General features: G+C 70.7%; 16 protein-coding genes. 11 read left to right on the top strand and 5 right to left on the bottom strand.

Annotation, left to right across the window (positions count from 1 at the left end):
* Positions 1-13: 13 nt before the first annotated feature.
* The 7 genes from ABD331_RS00135 to ABD331_RS00105 all read left to right on the top strand — a co-directional run bounded on the left by ABD331_RS00135 (position 14) and on the right by ABD331_RS00105 (position 6,508).
* Positions 14-1,747: an ABC transporter ATP-binding protein gene (locus ABD331_RS00135; protein ID WP_344470017.1), complete on the top strand. Its 1,734-nt coding sequence runs from the start codon at positions 14-16 to the stop codon at positions 1,745-1,747.
* A gap of 104 nt (positions 1,748-1,851) precedes the next feature.
* On the top strand, positions 1,852-3,105 hold the full coding sequence (locus ABD331_RS00130) for an MFS transporter (RefSeq protein WP_344470016.1): 1,254 nt from the start codon (positions 1,852-1,854) through the stop codon (positions 3,103-3,105).
* A 111-nt stretch (positions 3,106-3,216) separates the two neighbouring features.
* Positions 3,217-3,651 carry an Hsp20/alpha crystallin family protein gene (locus ABD331_RS00125; RefSeq protein WP_148434199.1) on the top strand — a complete coding sequence of 145 codons (435 nt, stop codon included), beginning with the start codon at positions 3,217-3,219 and terminating at the stop codon, positions 3,649-3,651.
* A 56-nt stretch (positions 3,652-3,707) separates the two neighbouring features.
* Positions 3,708-4,019 (top strand): MerR family transcriptional regulator, encoded by a 312-nt coding sequence (locus ABD331_RS00120; RefSeq protein WP_344470015.1) that lies wholly within the window; start codon positions 3,708-3,710, stop codon positions 4,017-4,019.
* A 24-nt stretch (positions 4,020-4,043) separates the two neighbouring features.
* Entirely contained in the window at positions 4,044-5,591 is a 1,548-nt protein-coding gene (locus ABD331_RS00115) for a gamma-glutamyltransferase family protein (RefSeq protein WP_344470014.1), read from the top strand.
* Positions 5,592-5,614: 23 nt separating this feature from the next.
* Positions 5,615-6,151: a hemerythrin domain-containing protein gene (locus ABD331_RS00110; RefSeq protein ID WP_344470013.1), complete on the top strand. Its 537-nt coding sequence runs from the start codon at positions 5,615-5,617 to the stop codon at positions 6,149-6,151.
* Between the two features lie 33 nt (positions 6,152-6,184).
* Positions 6,185-6,508 (top strand): DUF5709 domain-containing protein, encoded by a 324-nt coding sequence (locus tag ABD331_RS00105; RefSeq protein ID WP_344470012.1) that lies wholly within the window; start codon positions 6,185-6,187, stop codon positions 6,506-6,508.
* Here the strand turns inward: ABD331_RS00105 and ABD331_RS00100 are convergent.
* Positions 6,501-7,154 (bottom strand): HAD family hydrolase, encoded by a 654-nt coding sequence (locus tag ABD331_RS00100; protein WP_344470011.1) that lies wholly within the window; start codon positions 7,152-7,154, stop codon positions 6,501-6,503. The two genes, ABD331_RS00105 and ABD331_RS00100, sit on opposite strands and share 8 nt — an antisense overlap.
* A gap of 127 nt (positions 7,155-7,281) precedes the next feature.
* Between ABD331_RS00100 and ABD331_RS00095 the strand changes: the two genes are divergently transcribed.
* Positions 7,282-7,929: a Uma2 family endonuclease gene (locus ABD331_RS00095; protein ID WP_344470010.1), complete on the top strand. Its 648-nt coding sequence runs from the start codon at positions 7,282-7,284 to the stop codon at positions 7,927-7,929.
* Here ABD331_RS00095 and hrpA read toward each other — a convergent pair.
* Together hrpA and ABD331_RS00085 are read right to left on the bottom strand one after the other, a co-directional pair.
* Positions 7,919-11,791: an ATP-dependent RNA helicase HrpA gene (gene hrpA, locus ABD331_RS00090; RefSeq protein ID WP_344470009.1), complete on the bottom strand. Its 3,873-nt coding sequence runs from the start codon at positions 11,789-11,791 to the stop codon at positions 7,919-7,921. The two genes, ABD331_RS00095 and hrpA, sit on opposite strands and share 11 nt — an antisense overlap.
* Before the next feature lie 94 nt (positions 11,792-11,885).
* Positions 11,886-12,245 (bottom strand): VOC family protein, encoded by a 360-nt coding sequence (locus ABD331_RS00085; protein WP_344470008.1) that lies wholly within the window; start codon positions 12,243-12,245, stop codon positions 11,886-11,888.
* Positions 12,246-12,306: 61 nt separating this feature from the next.
* Between ABD331_RS00085 and ABD331_RS00080 the strand changes: the two genes are divergently transcribed.
* Complete coding sequence (locus ABD331_RS00080) at positions 12,307-12,744, top strand: MarR family winged helix-turn-helix transcriptional regulator (RefSeq protein WP_344470007.1); 438 nt, start codon at positions 12,307-12,309, stop codon at positions 12,742-12,744.
* A gap of 89 nt (positions 12,745-12,833) precedes the next feature.
* Here ABD331_RS00080 and ppgK read toward each other — a convergent pair whose 3' ends face one another.
* Entirely contained in the window at positions 12,834-13,568 is a 735-nt protein-coding gene (gene ppgK / locus ABD331_RS00075) for a polyphosphate--glucose phosphotransferase (protein ID WP_344470006.1), read from the bottom strand.
* A gap of 217 nt (positions 13,569-13,785) precedes the next feature.
* On the opposite strand from ppgK, the gene ABD331_RS00070 reads away from it, so the two are divergent.
* Complete coding sequence (locus ABD331_RS00070) at positions 13,786-14,823, top strand: TIGR03118 family protein (RefSeq protein WP_344470005.1); 1,038 nt, start codon at positions 13,786-13,788, stop codon at positions 14,821-14,823.
* 109 nt (positions 14,824-14,932) lie between these two features.
* On the top strand, positions 14,933-15,601 hold the full coding sequence (locus ABD331_RS00065; RefSeq protein ID WP_344470004.1) for a TenA family protein: 669 nt from the start codon (positions 14,933-14,935) through the stop codon (positions 15,599-15,601).
* On the opposite strand, the gene ABD331_RS00060 is transcribed toward ABD331_RS00065, so the two are convergent.
* The gene (locus ABD331_RS00060; protein ID WP_344470003.1) at positions 15,574-16,152 is read right to left on the bottom strand and encodes an HAD family hydrolase; all 579 of its coding nucleotides are present in this window, start codon (positions 16,150-16,152) and stop codon (positions 15,574-15,576) included. The genes ABD331_RS00065 and ABD331_RS00060 overlap by 28 nt on opposite strands.
* Between the last annotated feature and the right edge of the window lie 3 nt (positions 16,153-16,155).

Genomic DNA, 16,155 nt, shown 5'->3' with positions numbered 1-16,155 from the left:
AGGGGGTCCCGACTTGGCGGAGGAACCACGCGCGCCGCTCGGGCGCATCGTCAAACTGTTCGGCGCCTACCGCGCCCGCCTCGGCGTGGTGGCCTCGCTCATCCTGCTGTCCTCGCTGGTCTCGCTGGCCTCGCCCTTCCTGCTGCGCGAGGTGCTCGACGTGGCGATCCCGGCCCGCGACGCCGCGCTGCTCACGCTGCTGGCGCTGGGCATGGTCGTCGTGGCGGTCGTCACGAGCGTGTTCGACACGCTGCAGACGCTGGTGTCGACCACCGTGGGCCAGCGGGTGATGCACGACCTGCGCATCTCGGTCTACAACCACCTCCAGCGTATGTCGCTGGCCTTCTTCACCAGGACGAGGACCGGCGAGGTGCAGTCGCGCATCGCCAACGACATCGGCGGCATGCAGGCGGTCGTCACCTCGACCGCCGCCTCCCTCGTCTCCAACCTGACCACCGTGATCGCCACGATCGTCGCCATGATCGCGCTCGACTGGCGGCTCACCCTGATCTCGCTCGTGCTGCTGCCCGTGTTCGTGTGGATCAGCCGCAAGGTCGGCGCCGAGCGCAAGCGCATCACCTCCGAGCGGCAGCGCAAGCTCGCCACCATCGCCTCCATGGTGCAGGAGTCGCTGTCGATCAGCGGCATCCTGCTGGGCCGCACGATGGGCCGCTCCGCCGAGCTGACCGAGCGCTTCGGCAAGGCCTCCGACGAGCTGGCCGAGCTGGGCGTGCGCACCAGCATGGCCGGGCGGTGGCGGCAGTCGTCCATCCAGATCGTGATGGCGGCGATGCCGGCGGCGATCTACTGGGCCGTCGGCCACACCGGGGCGATCTCGGTGGGCACCCTGGTGGCCTTCACCACGCTGCAGACGAGCCTGTTCAGGCCGGCGGTCTCGCTGCTGCGGCTCGGCGTCGAGGTGCAGACCTCGCTGGCGCTGTTCGGCCGCATCTTCGAGTACCTGGACCTGCCGGTGGACATCCACCCCGGCGCGCGGCGGCTCGACGGCGTGCGCGGCGAGGTGCGCTTCGAGCACGTCGACTTCGCCTACGGCGACGAGCCGACGCTGGCGGACGTGGACGTCACCGTCCCCGCCGGCACCAGCCTGGCGATCGTCGGCGAGACGGGCTCGGGCAAGACGACGCTGAGCTACCTGCTCCCCCGCCTGTACGACGTCACCGGCGGCCGCGTCACGATCGACGGCGTGGACGTGCGGGAGCTGACCTTCGAGACGCTGAGCGACGCCGTCGGCGTGGTGTCGCAGGAGACGTACCTGTTCCACGCCTCGATCGCCGACAACCTGCGCTTCGCCCGTCCCTCCGCCACCGACGAGGAGCTGGAGGCGGCGGCGCGCGCCGCGCGCATCCACGACCACATCGCCGCGCTGCCCGACGGCTACGACACCCTGGTCGGCGAACGCGGCTACCGCTTCTCCGGAGGGGAGAAGCAGCGCCTGGCCATCGCCCGCACGCTGCTGCGCGACCCGCCGGTGCTGATCCTCGACGAGGCCACCAGCTCGCTGGACACGCAGACGGAGCTGGCCGTGCAGCAGGCGCTCGACGCGCTGGCGCGGGGCCGTACGACGATCACGATCGCCCACCGCCTGTCCACGATCCGCGACGCGGACCAGATCGTGGTGCTCGACCGCGGGCACGTCGTGGAACGCGGCACCCACGACGAGCTGATGGCCCGCGGCGGCCACTACGCGGCCCTCGTGAGCCGCGACCAACCCCTCGAACTCGTTTGAACCACTTTTAAACGTGTCTTGCCTCACATTCCGGTCAGACCGGAATCGGCCCGCCGGAACGGTGCGTTTGTTCCCGCGGTGCATCTTCAAGGCAAGGATCCGTTTTGTTCCCCTCATCCTCCACGTTCAGAGCCCTGCGTCACCACAATTACCGGCTCTGGGCGGGAGCGGACATCGTCTCCGTCACCGGCACCTGGATGCAGGTGCTGGGCGTCAACTGGCTCATCCTCACGCTCACCGGCTCGGCGACCAGCGTCGGGCTGAGCCTCGTCATGCAGGCCCTGCCGACGCTGCTGCTCGGCATGTGGGGCGGCGCGCTGGCCGACCGGCTGCCCAGCAGGCCCGTCGTGGTCGCCGCCCAGATCGCGCAGGCCGCGCTCGCCGCCGTGCTGGCGGTCATCGCGTTCTCCGACGTGCGCTCCGTGCTGCCCATCTACGCCGTGGCGCTGGCCGGCGGCGTGGTCAACGCGCTCGGCGGCCCCGCGCTCGGCCGCTTCGGCGCCGAGGTGGTGCCGCCCGCCGACCTGCCCAACGCGATGGCGCTCGGCTCGATCCTGAACTCCGCGGGCCGCATCCTGGGCATGAGCCTGGCGGGCGCGCTGCTGCCGTTCACCGGCATGGGCGGGCTCTTCGTGATCAACGCCGCCAGCTTCTTCGTCGTCATCGCCGCCGTGGCGGCCATGCGGCGCGCGGAGTTCCACGTGCTGGCCGCCGCCGGGCGGCAGCCGGGCGCCGTGCTCGACGGACTGCGGTACGTGCTGCGCACGCCGTGGCTGCTGGCCGTCCTCGCGCTCTGGTTCGTCTCGGGCAGCGTCGGGCGCAACTACCAGGTCACCATGGCCGCCATGAGCGCCGGCCCGCTGGAGTCGGGCGCGGCCGGCTACGGCCTGCTGTCCACCGTCTTCGCCGTCGGCACCGTGCTGGGCGGCTTCCTGGCCGCCACCAGGCCGCACCTGACGCTCAGGCTGCTGCTGATCACGACGTTCGTGACGGGCGTGGCGCAGGCGCTGAGCGGGCTGATGCCGTCGGTGTGGACGTTCGCGGCCCTGATGCTGCCGATCGCGGCCGGCGCGGTGGCGCTCGACACCACCGTCTCCGCCAGGGCGCAACTCGACAGCCCCGAGGACATGCGCGGCCGGGTCATCGCGGCCCTGTCCATCGTCAGCGCGGGTGCGGGCGCGGTCGGCGGGCCGCTGCTGGGCCGGCTCAGCGACACGCTCGGCCCGCGGATCGCGCTGGAGGTCGGCGGCGTGTCCTGCGTGGCCGCCGCCCTGCTCACGGCCGTGGCGCTGGCCCGGCTGTCGGGCCGCACGTTCAGGCAGGCGGTCAGGCTGCGGCCGAGCCTCGAGAACGCCTGACCCCGAGCGAAATTTCTTGGCTCCCCCTCTTGGTTTGATCTCAGCGAGCAGGTAACCTACAACTGAAGTTAGAGGTTATCTGCAACCGAGCATCCACGAGGAGGGTGGAACATGTTGTTGACCTCGATCGACCCGTTCTTCCAGGAGTTCGAGCGGCAGTTCAACCGCCTGGCCCGGCAGAGCTTCGACAACGGCGGCGGCGCCGTGATGCCGATGGACGGGCTGCGTCGCGCCGACGACGTGCTGCTGCGGTTCGACCTGCCCGGCATCGACCCCGACTCCATCGAGGTGACGGTGGACCGCGGCGTCCTGAGCGTCAGCGCCCGCCGCGAGGAGGAGATCGCCGAGGACGAGCGCCTGTTCGTCAGGGAGCGGACCATGGGCACGTTCACCCGGCGCGTCTACCTGTCCGAGCACCTCGACAGCGACAAGATCGACGCCGGGTACGCCGACGGCGTGCTCACCGTCCGCATCCCGGTCCTGGAGCGGGCCAAGCCGCGCAAGGTGGCGATCCAGCGCGGCCAGGCCAAGGCGATCAAGGCCTGACGCGCGGTACGGGGGCGGGCGTTCCCCCGCCCCCGCGCCACGAGGAGAATGGAAGCATGCCGGACCTGCCGTTCGACGACGAACACGCGCCGCTCTACTCGCTCGGGCAGGTGGCGGAGATGCTCCAGGTGCAGCAGGCGTTCCTGCGCAGGCTCGACCAGCACGACGTCATCAGGCCGAGCCGGTCGAGCGGCGGCCAGCGGCGATACTCCCGCCGCGACATCATCGTGGTGCAGCACGTGACGCGCATGACCCAGGAGGGCATGACGCTCATCGCCATCCGCCGCATCCTGGAGCTGGAGCACGAGGTCGCCGCGCTCCGCCGTCAGCTCAAGGAGGCCCGCGCCCGGCTGCGCGACCAGGAGTGAGCACGTAGCGCGTAATCTCGTGACGTGCACAACACCAGATACGCGCCCTCCGGCATGGTGTGCAGCGTCGACCACCTGGCCTCGGCGGCCGGGCTGACGATGCTGGAGCGTGGCGGGTCGGCCGCGGACGCGGCCATCGCCACCAACGCCGTTCTCGCCGTCGTCGCCCCGCACATGTGCGGCCTCGGCGGCGACCTGTTCGCCCTGGTCCACGAGCCGGGCCGCGGGGTGAGCGCGCTCAACGCCTCCGGGCGGGCGGGATCCGGCGCCGACCCCGTACGGCTGCGCGCCGAGGGGCACACGCGCATGCCGCACCTGCACGACATCAGGTCCGTGCCGGTGCCCGGCTGCGTGGACGGCTGGGTGGCGCTGCACGGCCACCACGGCCGCCTGCCGCTGGCGGAGTTGTTCGCGCCCGCGATCAGGCTGGCCGATCACGGCTTTCCCGCCTCGCCGCTGATGGTGGCGGGCGCTCCGGGCGCGGCGCGGCGGCCAGGGGGCTCCGACTTCGCCTCCGTACGCGCCGCGGGCGACCGCATGACGAGGCCCGGCGTGGCCCGCGCGCTGCGTGCCGTGGCCGGGCACGGCCGGGACGGCTTCTACCTGGGCGAGTTCGGGCAGGGCCTGATCGGGCTGGGCGCCGGCGAGTACACCGAGGCCGACCTGGCCGCGCCGGGCGCCGACTGGGTCGAGCCGCTGAAGGTGCGCGCGTTCGGCCACGACGTCTGGTCGATGCCGCCCAACTCGCAGGGCTACCTGCTGCTGCGCTCGCTGGCCATCGCCGAGGGGCTCGGCCTGCCCGCCTCGCCCCGCCATCCCGCCTGGGCGCACCTGCTGGCCGAGGCCGCCAGGGTCGCCGGGCACGACCGGCTCGACGTGCTGCACGAGGCCGCCAAGGACCTCCTCGACCCGGCCGAGACCGCCAGGCGGCGGGCGCTCATCGACCCGGCCTCCCGGCTGCGGCTGCGCGCCCCCGCCGAGGCCGGCGACACGACGTACCTGTGCGCGGTCGACGCCGACGGCATGGGCGTGTCGCTGATCCAGTCGAACGCGGCCGGGTTCGGCAGCATGCTCTTCGAACCCCGTACCGGCATCAACCTCCACAACCGCGGCATCGGCTTCTCCCTCAAGCCCGGCCACCCCGCCGAGTACGGCCCCGGCAGGCGCCCGCCCCACACGCTCACGCCCGCGCTGATCACCCGCCGCGACGGCGCCCTCCGCTCGGTCGCGGGCACGATGGGCGGCGACGCACAGCCCCAGATCCTGCTGCAGGTCATCACCCGCCTGCTGCTGCACGGCGAGGAGCCGGGGCAGGCGGTCTCCGCGCCGCGCTGGCGGCTGGGCACCGGCGGCACCGGCTTCGACACCTGGGACGCCCCCGACGACGCCGTGCTCGACCTGGAGGAGGGCGCGACCTGGGCCGACGGGCTCACGGCCGTGGGGCACCGGGTGGCGGCGCTGCCGTACGGGGGCTCGTTCGGCCACGCCCACCTGATCGACGTGCGCCCCGACGGGATGCTGGCGGGCGCCGCCGACCCGCGATCCCTGGTGGGCGCGGCGATTGGACGCTGACCGTCCGGGTAGCGAGCCACACCATGGCTACGGACGTCATCACTCTCATCACGCAGGACCACAGGGTCGTGGAAGGCATCTTCGACAAGCTCAAGAAGGGGCAGGGCGACCAGCGGGCGCTCGTCCACGAGCTGCACGCGCTCCTGATCGCGCACGCGCGCGCCGAGGAGGACCGCGTCTACCCGGGCATCGACGCCCACCACAGCGTCGAGGAGCACAAGGAGGCGGAGGTCCTGCTCGACTCGCTCGTACGGGCGCAGCCGGGCACCGCGGAGTTCGCCAAGGCCCTCGACGACCTCATCGAGTCCATCAACCACCACGTCGAGGAGGAGGAGACCAAACTCCTGCCCTCGCTGAAGAAGTCGGCCGACGCCAAGGAGCTGGAGCGGCTCGGCAAGGCGTTCCAGCAGCGCAGGGCCGAGGAACTGGCGGCGCTCGGCTCCCCCACCGAGCCCACCAAGGCCGAGCTGTACGAGCAGGCGCAGCAGGCCGGCATCTCCGGACGCTCCCAGATGGACAAGGAAGAGCTGGCGCAGGCCATTCAGGAGGGCAAGTCCTAGGATTTCGGCCCGCTCTATGGGTAGGGGGCGCATATGACCGAAACACCTCCGAACCGGCACGGCATGGCAGATGAGCAGGAGATCGAAGTCAGTGAGTGGACTGACGATCTCGGCCTCCGCCACGAAGTCGTCGAGGACGATCCCGCGCGCCGGGACACCCTCGACGAACGCCTGCGCCGGGAGGCACCCGAGCGCCTGCACGAGCCCCGCCCCAAACACCGGCTGACACAGCCGGACGAGGGGCTGGAGCCGGACAGGGACGGCGAGGAGATCGGCGTGGACTACCTCGACGACGATGACGACCTGTCGGCCGAGGAGCGCGCGGTCCGCATCGATCCCGACGAGAACCTCACGTAAGGCGTTCCAGAGCGGGCAGCAGCGCGTGCAGGTCGTCGGCGACCACGTCGGCGGCCCGCGCTTCCGGCCGGTCGGCGTGCAGGTAGCCCCAGGGGCCGCGGCGCAGCAGCGCGGTGCGCATGCCCGCCGCGGCCGCCGGGAGCACGTCGTTGTCGAGCCGGTCGCCCACGTAGAGGATCTCGCCCGGCTCGCGGCCCGCGACCGCGGCCACCTTGGCGAAGAAGCCGGGCTCCGGCTTGGACACGCCCCACCCCTCGGACGTGTGCACCGAGTCGGCCGGCAGCTCCATCGCCACGAGCGCGTCGTAGGCGCGGCTGGGCTGGTTCCCGGCGATGATCACCTGGTACCCGGCCACCCGCAGCGCCGACAGCGCCTCGCGCACGTCGGGGTAGAGGTCGTCGGCGTCGAAGTGGTTGCGCAGCCCGCCGGGGTCGTCCCGCTCCCAGGCCGCGTCCTCGGCCTCCAGGTCGAACTCCGGGCGGACGAGGCGGAAGGCGTCGCCGTGCGGGCGGTCCAGGGCGGCCATCCCGCCGAGCAGGCCCATCAGCAGGAAGTGGCTCACACCCAGGCGTTCGGCCCAGCGGGACCAGATGCGGGTCTCGCTGATCAGCGTCTCGCCGACGTCGAACACCACAGCTCTGATCATCGATCCCCCTTAGTGGTCCGGCCCTAGGCGACACCGGACGAAATACCTGTAAGGGGGATTTTTTCATGCCTTGGGAGCGGGACGCGAAGCACCGAAGGCGGCCGATTCGATCGCTGAGGGTGATGGGATGGTGGCATACTTAGCGTACCCGTTCGAACACGAAGGGACAGTTTCGATGCTAGCCATGGCGATCGAACCTCCGGCGACCCAGCCCGAGAAGACCAGCGAGCCCATGCCTCGAACCGCAAGAGACTTGTTCGATGCCCAACCCCCCCTCCCTGGCTTCCAGGTAGAGGTCATCGAAGGGAAACTGATCGTGAGCCCCTCCGGCACCCCCGAGCACTTCTTGATAGGCGGTGAGCTGCACCACGCCCTGCACCGGGCGTGCAAGGAACGCGGCTGGCACGGCTCCTACGGCCCGTATGTCTGCATCGACGGCCCGCGCGACGCCGTTCAGCCCGACTACGTCGTGTGGGAGCCCGGCTGCCGGCGCTGGGGCGATGAGCTGCTGTCATCCGGGGTGCTCATGACCGCCGAGGTGATCTCACCGAGCAGCGTCCGCATCGACCGCGTGGACAAGCTGCGCCTCTACGCCCTCGGCAGGGTCGCGATCTACCTGCTGATCGACCCGATCGCCGAATCCCCGAGCGTGACCGTGCACAGCGACCTCGAAGACGGCACGTACCGCGCGATCAGCACGGTCCCGATGGGCAAGCCGCTGCACCTGCCCTCCCCCATCGACTTCGAGCTCGACACCGCGATCTTCATGGTGTGAGCTTCTCCAGCGCCTTCCCGATCCGCTTCTCCGACACAGGCGTGGGCGTCCCCAGCGTCTGAGCGAAGAAGCTGACCCGCAGCTCCTCGATCATCCACCGGATCTCCACCACGTCCGGATCCCCTCGCCGCGCCGGATGCAGCCGCTCCACCACGTCGTGGTAGTCGTCCTCGACCTTGTGCACCCGGTCCATCCACTCCTGGTCCCGCCACGACTCCTCAGGCAGCTTGGCGAGGCGGCGGTCGATCGCCCGCATGTACCGCAGGATGTCGGGCAGCCGCCGATACCCGGTGGCCGTGACGAAGCCCTTGTACACGAGCTTGCCGAGCTGGTCGCGCACGTCCTGCGTGGCCGCGCTCGCCCGTAGGGCGTCGAGGCGGACGTTCGACTCGTGCCAGACGGCGAGGATCTGCTCCACCCGGCCCAGCACGTCGGCGGCCGTGTCGTACAGGTGGGCGCGGACGTGCTGGTAGAGGCGGTCGAAGCCGACAGGGTCCCAGGCGGGGCCGCCGCAGTCGAGCATGAGCTTGTCGACGGCGGCGTTGACGACGTCGTCGAAGAGCGCCACCGCGCCGCCGTGGGGGCTGCGTGACAGGGCCAGTTTGGCCTGGTTGGACAGGCCGCCGAGCAGCGACTTGGCCGGGTTGGTGACGTTGAGCAGGAGCAGGCGGCGCACGCCGGGCCAGTGGGAGCGGCGCTGCTCTGCCTGCGTCTCGAAGATCTTGATGGAGACGGAGTCGCCGGCGTCGACCAGCGCCGGGTAGCCCTTCATGCGGCCCTGCTCGAAGACCTTGGGCAGGGTGCCGAAGCTCCAGGTGTGCAGGCCGGTCTGCTCCAGGTCGTCACCGGCCTGGGAGAGCGTCTGGCGCAGGCGCGGCGCCAGGCGGCGCTTGAGGGCGTCGAGGTCCTTGTCCTCGGCGACCGTGCGCCTGCGCTCGTCGATCACCCGGTAGGTGATGCGCAGGTGGTCGGGCACCTGGTCGAGCTGCCAGGCGTCGTGCGGCACGCGGACGCCCGTCAGGCGCAGCAGCTCGCGTTCGACGGCCGCCAGCAGCGGCTCGCCGCCCTGCTCGACGCCGGCGAGCACCTGCTTGGCGTAGTTGGGGGCGGGCACGAAGTTGCGGCGCAGGTGCTTGGGCAGGGAGCGGATCAGCGCGGTGATCAGCTCCTCGCGCAGGCCGGGGATCTGCCAGTCGAAGCCGTCGGAGCTGACCTGGTTGAGCACCTGGAGCGGCACGTGCACGGTGACGCCGTCGGCGTCGGCGCCCGGCTCGAACTGGTAGGTCAGCTTCATCCGCTGGCCGAGCTGTTTCCAGGTGTCGGGGTAGTCGCGGGCGCTGATGTCGGCGCCCTCGTTGACGAGCATCTCCGGCGAGAACGTGAGCAGGTCGGGCTGCTCCTTGCCGGTCTTCTTCCACCAGGAGTCGAAGTGGCGGGCGGAGACGACCTCGGCGGGCACCCGCTGGTCGTAGAAGTCGAACAGGGCCTCGTCGTCTACCATGATGTCGCGGCGGCGGGCGCGGTTCTCCAGCTCCTCGACCTCGCCGAGCAGCCGGCGGTTGTCCTTGAGGAACCTGTGGTGGGTGTCCCAGTCGCCCTCGACCAGCGCGTGCCTGATGAACAGCTCGCGCGACAGGTCGGGGTCGATGCGGCCGTAGTTGACCTTGCGGCCGGTCACCAGCGGCACGCCGTACAGGGTGACCTTCTCCAGCGCGATCACGGCGCCCTGGTTCTTCTCCCAGTGCGGCTCGGAGTAGGTGCGCTTGACGAGGTGCTGGGCGAGCGGCTCGACCCAGTCGGGCTCGATCTTGGCGTTGACCCTGGCCCACAGGCGGGAGGTCTCGACCAGCTCGGCCGACATGATCCATTGCGGCTGCTTCTTGGCGAGTGCCGAGCCGGGGAAGACGGCGAAGCGGGCGTTGCGGGCGCCGATGTACTCCTGGATGGGCCTGCGGCCGCCCTCGCCGCCGCGCTTGTCCATGACGTCCTTGACGCCGATGTGCGACAGCAGGCCGACCAGCAGCGAGGTGTGCACGTGGTGGGCGTCGGCGGGGCTGCTGTTGGGCTGGGCGCCGAGCGACTGGCGGATCTGGCTGTAGATGTCCTGCCACTCGCGGACGCGCAGGTAGTTGAGGAACTCGGCCTTGCACAACCGGCGGAACGCGCTGGAGGACAGCTCCTGCTGCTTCTCGCGCAGGTAGTTCCACAGGTTGAGGTAGGCCATGAAGTCGGAGTCGGGGTCGGCGAAGCGGCGGTGCTTCTCGTCGGCCTGCTGTTGCTTGTCGGACGGGCGCTCGCGTGGGTCCTGGATGGACAGCGCGGCGGCGATCACCATGACCTCGCGCAGGCAGCCGTTCTTCTCGGCCTCCAGGACCATGCGGCCCAGGCGCGGGTCGACGGGGAGCTGGGCGAGCTTGCGGCCGACTCCGGTGAGGTTGTTCTGGGCGTCGAACGCGCCCAGCTCGTGCAGCAGGTTGACGCCGTCCTTGACCTGGCGGCGGTCCGGCGGCTCGACGAACGGGAACGCCTCGATGTCGCCGAGCCCGATCGAGGTCATCTGCAGGATGACGGAGGCCAGGTTGGTGCGCAGGATCTCGGGGTCGGTGAACTCCGGCCGGTTGAGGAAGTCCTCCTCCTCGTACAGGCGGATGCAGATGCCGTCGGACATACGCCCGGAGCGGCCCTTGCGCTGGTTGGCGCTGGCCTGCGAGATCGGCTCGATGGGCAGGCGCTGCACCTTGGTGCGGTGGCTGTAGCGGGAGATGCGGGCGAAGCCCGGATCGACGACGTACTTGATGCCGGGGACGGTGAGCGAGGTCTCGGCGACGTTGGTGGCCAGCACGACGCGGCGGCCGGTGTGGCGCTGGAAGACGCGGTGCTGCTCGGCGGCGCTGAGCCGGGCGTAGAGCGGCAGGATCTCCGTGTTGCGGAACTCGGCCTTGGCCAGCGCGTCGGCGGCGTCGCGGATCTCCCGCTCGCCCGACAGGAACACCAGGATGTCGCCGGGGCCCTCGCCGATCAGCTCGCGGCAGGCGTCCACGATGCCCTGCGTCTGGTCGTCGTCCTCCTCCAGCGGCCGGTAGCGCACCTCCACGGGGTAGGTGCGGCCGGAGACCTCGATGATCGGCGCGTCGTCGAAGTGGCGCGAGAAGCGCTCGGGGTCGATCGTGGCGCTGGTGATGATCACCTTGAGGTCGGGGCGCTTGGGCAGGAGCTGTTTCAGGTAGCCGAGGATGAAGTCGATGTTGAGGCTGCGCTCGTGGGCCTCGTCGATGATCAGCGTGTCGTACTGGTCGAGCAGGCGGTCGTTCTGCAGCTCGGCCAGCAGGATGCCGTCGGTCATCAGCTTGACCAGGGTGCGGTCGCTCGCCTGGTCGGTGAAGCGGACCTTGTAGCCGACCACCTCGCCGAGGCCGGTGCCGAGCTCCTCGGCGATGCGCTCGGCGACCGTGCGGGCGGCGATGCGGCGGGGCTGCGTGTGGCCGATCAGCCCGCGCACGCCCCGGCCGAGCTCCAGGCAGATCTTGGGGATCTGGGTGGTCTTGCCGGAGCCGGTCTCGCCCGCGATGATGACGACCTGGTGGTCACGGATGGCCTCCAGGATGTCGTCCTTGCGCTGCGACACAGGCAGGTTTTCCGGATATTTCACTACTGGTACGGCTGCGCGGCGCCGTACCAGTCGCTGCTCTGCCCGTTCCACGTCGGCGAGGATCTCCGCGACGATCTTGTCGCGCGCTTCCCGGGAGCGTACCCGGCGCATGCCGTCGAGCCTGCGCCGCAACCGCCGCTGGTCGCGCGGCATGAGCTCGGGCAGGCGGGACTGGAGCTCGGCGAGTGGAGAGGACAACGAAGGCGTTCCCATACTGCTTTCAGGATATTTGAGCCCGGCATCCCCGGAGCCAACCGCCCATGGTGCCTGACGCGCCCGCCTCGCGCATCCCAATATCGCCCGTGTCTCAGCGATCGTGAATCGTGATCACGTAACCCTCGGGGCCTTCGAAGCTGAACGTGCGCCCGAAGGGGCCGTCGATCGGCGGGGTGACGATCGGCACGCCCGCCGTCTGGAGGTCGTCGTGCAGCCGCTGGGCGTCGTCGGCCTTGAGCCAGAGCGCGACGCCCGCCCCGGGGCGCTCTGGCAGCTCCACGCCGGGCAGGGGCTCGCGGACGGCGAAGGCGATGGGCTCCGTGGCGAACACGACCGCGTGCGGCGGGGCCCCCGGGTCGCGCTTGAGGCCGAGGTGCTTCTCGTAGAAGGCGGCGGCCTGGTCGAGGTCGCGGACCTGCAGTGCGACGAAGTCGATTCCGGTGACGGTCATGGTGCCCCCTGGTGCGGATGTCAGAGTTTTGACATCGAGGAGCTTATGTCAGACTTCTGACATGACGCAAGACGATGCCACCCGGACCGTCGGCTATCAGCTCAAGCGGGTGCAGGCCGCCCTCAGGGCCGCCATGGACGCCGCGCTGCGGGCCCACGGGCTCACCACGCCGCAGTACGTGTGCATGGAGCTGCTCGGGCGCCGGCCCGAGCTGTCGAACGCGGAGCTGGCGCGCGGGGGGTTCGTGACGCGGCAGTCGATGAACGTGGTGCTGCGCAACCTGGAGGAGGCGGGGCTGGTGTCGCGGCCCGCGACCGCTCCGTCGGGGCGCGCGCTGCCGACGCGGCTGACGGAGGCCGGGGAGCGGGTGCTGGAGGCGGCCAGGGCCGACGTGCTGGCGATCGAGCGGCGGATGACGGCCGGGCTGGACCGGGCTCAGGCGGAGGTGCTGCTGCGGCAGCTCGACGCCATGGCCGAGGCGCTGTCCGGCCCGGAGTGACCGGCTCGAAGTGACCGCCTGGGCGCGGGGATGCGGGCTCGGCGTGATCGCCTGGGCGCGGGTGCGCCCAGGCGGCGCGAGGGCGGGCGTCAGTGGACGCGTTGCATGCGGCCCGCCGCCGCGTGCGCCGCGCCGATGATCCCCGCCTGGTTCTGCAGCGCGGCCGGCACCACGGGCGTGTCCAGCCGGACGTGCGGCAGGAACTTGGACGCCTTCTTGCTGACGCCCCCGCCGATCACGATCAGCGACGGGGAGAACAGCATCTCGACGTGCCGCAGGTACTCCTCGACCCGCTCCGCCCACTTCTCCCAGCTCAGGTCGTGCTTCTCCCTGGCACGGTCCGACGCGTGGTGCTCGGCCTCCTTGCCGTTCAGCTCCAGGTGCCCCAGCTCGGTGTTGGGGACGAGCGTCCCGTCCACGAACAGGGCGCTGCCGATGCCCGTCCCGAAGGTCAGCACCAGGACGGTCCCCCGCCTGTCACGCCCCTCGCCGAAGCGCACCTCGGCCAAGCCGGCGGCGTCGGCGTCGTTGAGCACGGTCGCGCCGCCGAACAGGTGCGCCGCGTCCACCCCCACCCAGGAGCGGTCCACGTTCGCGGCGGTCCTGATGACGCCGTTCACGACCACCCCGGGGAAGGTCACTCCGATCGGACCGGTCCAGCCGAAATGACGGGAGATCGACTCCACCACCCCGGCCACCTCATCGGGGGACGACGGTTGCGGAGTGGGGATGCGAAGCCGCTCTTCCAGCAGCTCACCGGCCTCTGTGTCGACGGGCGCGCCCTTGATTCCGGAGCCGCCGATGTCGATGCCCAGCACGTTCATGACTGTCTATCTTCCCCGCAGGCGCAAATAACTCTATTTCTGGCCGGGCTGAACCCCGCCTCTTCCCTCCGCGTATCTCGCGTCACAAGCGCTAACTAGGAGGCAACGGATGCGGCCACGCATCATCACACTCTGCGCTGTTGCGGTCGTCTTGGGAGCGTCTCTCACCTCTCCCGCACACGCCACCACCAGGACGCGATTCGACGTCATCAACCTTGTGTCGGACGTTCAGGGCAAAGCCCCGGTCACCGACCCCAAGGTCGTCAACCCGTGGGGCCTGGCCATGGGCAAGACTCTGTGGGTGTCGAACACCGGCACCGGTAGTGCCACCGTCTACTCCGGCACGGGCAAGAAGGAGAAGACGGAGGTGGCCATCCCGGGCGGTGCCCCGACAGGCCAGGTGTTCAACCCCGGTGAGGGCTTCACCGTCAAGGGCAAGCCCGCCACCTTCATCTTCTCCAGCCCCAGCGGCGCCATCAGCGGCTGGAACGCGGAGGTCGACCCGGCCAACGCGATCATCGCCGCCTTCACCCGCGGCGCCGACTACAAGGGCCTGGAGCTCGTCCAGACCGAGGACGAGGCGTTCCTGCTGGCGGCGGACTTCGCCAGCGGGCGCATCCACGCCTTCGACGAGGACTTCCGGCGCATCCGGCTGGCCAAGTGGCAGTTCAGGGACCGGGCGCTGCCGGAGGGCTACAACGCCTACAACGTGGCGGTGGCCAACGGCAACATCTGGGTCGCCTACGCCCTGCGCGACCCGAGCACCGGCAAGCCCGTCTTCGGCAACGGCAAGGGCTTCGTGAGCCGCTTCAACGCCGGCGGGCGCCTGACCGGCCGCATCTCCCGCGTCGGCCTGAACGCCCCCTGGGGCATCACCGCGGCGCCCAAGGGCTGGAGCCAGTACAGGAACGCGCTGCTGGTCGGCAACTTCGGTGACGGCACCGTCCACGCCTACAGGAGCGGCCGCCACCTGGGCGCGCTGCGTTCCTCCGACGGCAAGGCGATCGTGCTGCCCGGCCTCTGGGATCTCGAGCCCGGCACCGCCGCCACCGGCGGCGAGAGCTCGCTGTGGTTCTCCGCCGGCATCGACGGCACCAAGCACGGCCTGCTGGGGGTCATCGCCCCGCAGGGCACGAAGGTGAGCTCGAACGGGGCGGCGAGCACGCCGTCGAGCAGCCCGACGCATCCGGCGGGCCACCAGTCGAGCGCCCCGAACACCCAGCCGACCTCCCAGAATCCGTACGGCGGGTACTGACAGGCGCTCAGTCGCCGCCGCCCCCTGGCCATGGCGAGAAGCGCAGCTCGCCCAGCACGGCGAGGGGGCGGCGGTCCATCCGGCCCGGCGGCCTCTACGGTTGGAGGCCATGAGTGAGCAGACGTTCAGCGAGTGGCTGAGGCAGCAGTGCGAGCCGGAGTGGACGGCGGTGGTGACCCACTCGTTCGCGATGGCCATCAACGACGGATCGGCGGCCGACGATGACCTGCGGCGCTACCTGGAGCAGGACTTCCAGTTCGTGGACTCCTTCACGGCACTGCTCGGCGCTGCCGTGGCCGCCGCCGACACGTTCGAGGCGCGGGTGCCGTACGGCACGTTCCTCGGGCAGGTGGCGACCACCGAGGAGAAGACGTACTTCCACCGGGCGCTGGCCGAGCTGGGCGGGCGCACCGAGGTGCCGCTGGAGCCGGTGACGGCGGCGTTCAGGCGGCTCATGGACGAGGTCCGCCTCTCGCAGGACTACCCGCTGATCGCCGCCGTGCTGTGCGTGGCCGAGTGGTGCTACCTCGGCTGGGCCTCGCGGGCCGCGCAGCCGCTCCCCGAGCGTTTCGTGCACCGGGAGTGGATCGAGCTGCACGAGGGGCCGGAGTTCCGCGCCTGGGTGGCCTTCCTGCGCGGCGAGCTGGACCGGCTGGGCGCCGGGATGAGCGAGGAGCGGCGTCAGGAGGTGCTGGACGTGTTCCGGCGGGCCGTGGAGCTGGAGCGGGCCTTTTTCGACATGGCCGCCGGTCAGCCCAGGACGTCCGACAGGTCCTGAAATTTCCGGTAGTGGACGCCGGTCATGCCGAGGGCGACGGCGGCCTCCACGTTCGGCAGCCGGTCGTCCACGAACAGGCAGCGCCGGGGGTCGGCCCCGGCCCGCTCCGCCGCGATCTCGTAGATGCGCGGGTCGGGCTTGGCCACGCCGACCCTGGCGCTGCTGACCACGTCGTCGGCGAAGTACGTCAGCCCGAGCCGGTCGATGTGCTCCTCCAGCGTGTCCATGGCGTTGGTCACGATGATCACCGGCACTCGCTCCTGCGCCTTGGCGAGCAGCGCCTTGACCTCCTCGTCCACCCAGAACTCGATGGCGATGAACTCGGCCACGGCCTGCCGCGCGCGCTCGTCCCCGCCGAGCGCCGTCGCGACCGACTCGGCCCACTGCGCCTCGGACAGGTGGCCGAGCGTGGGGGGCAGGATCAGCCCGGGGTCGAAGGCCGTCTTGCGCAGAGGCAGCCCGTAGCGGGCCTCGATCTCGGCCTGGGCGGCGTGGTCGAAGTGGCGCAGCACGCCGTCGAAGTCGGTGAGAACCGCGTCGAAGGGGAACACGGA

Source organism: Nonomuraea monospora (genome assembly GCF_039531895.1).
Lineage (GTDB): Bacteria > Actinomycetota > Actinomycetes > Streptosporangiales > Streptosporangiaceae > Nonomuraea > Nonomuraea monospora.
This window is presented reverse-complemented; position numbering and strand designations above follow the sequence as displayed.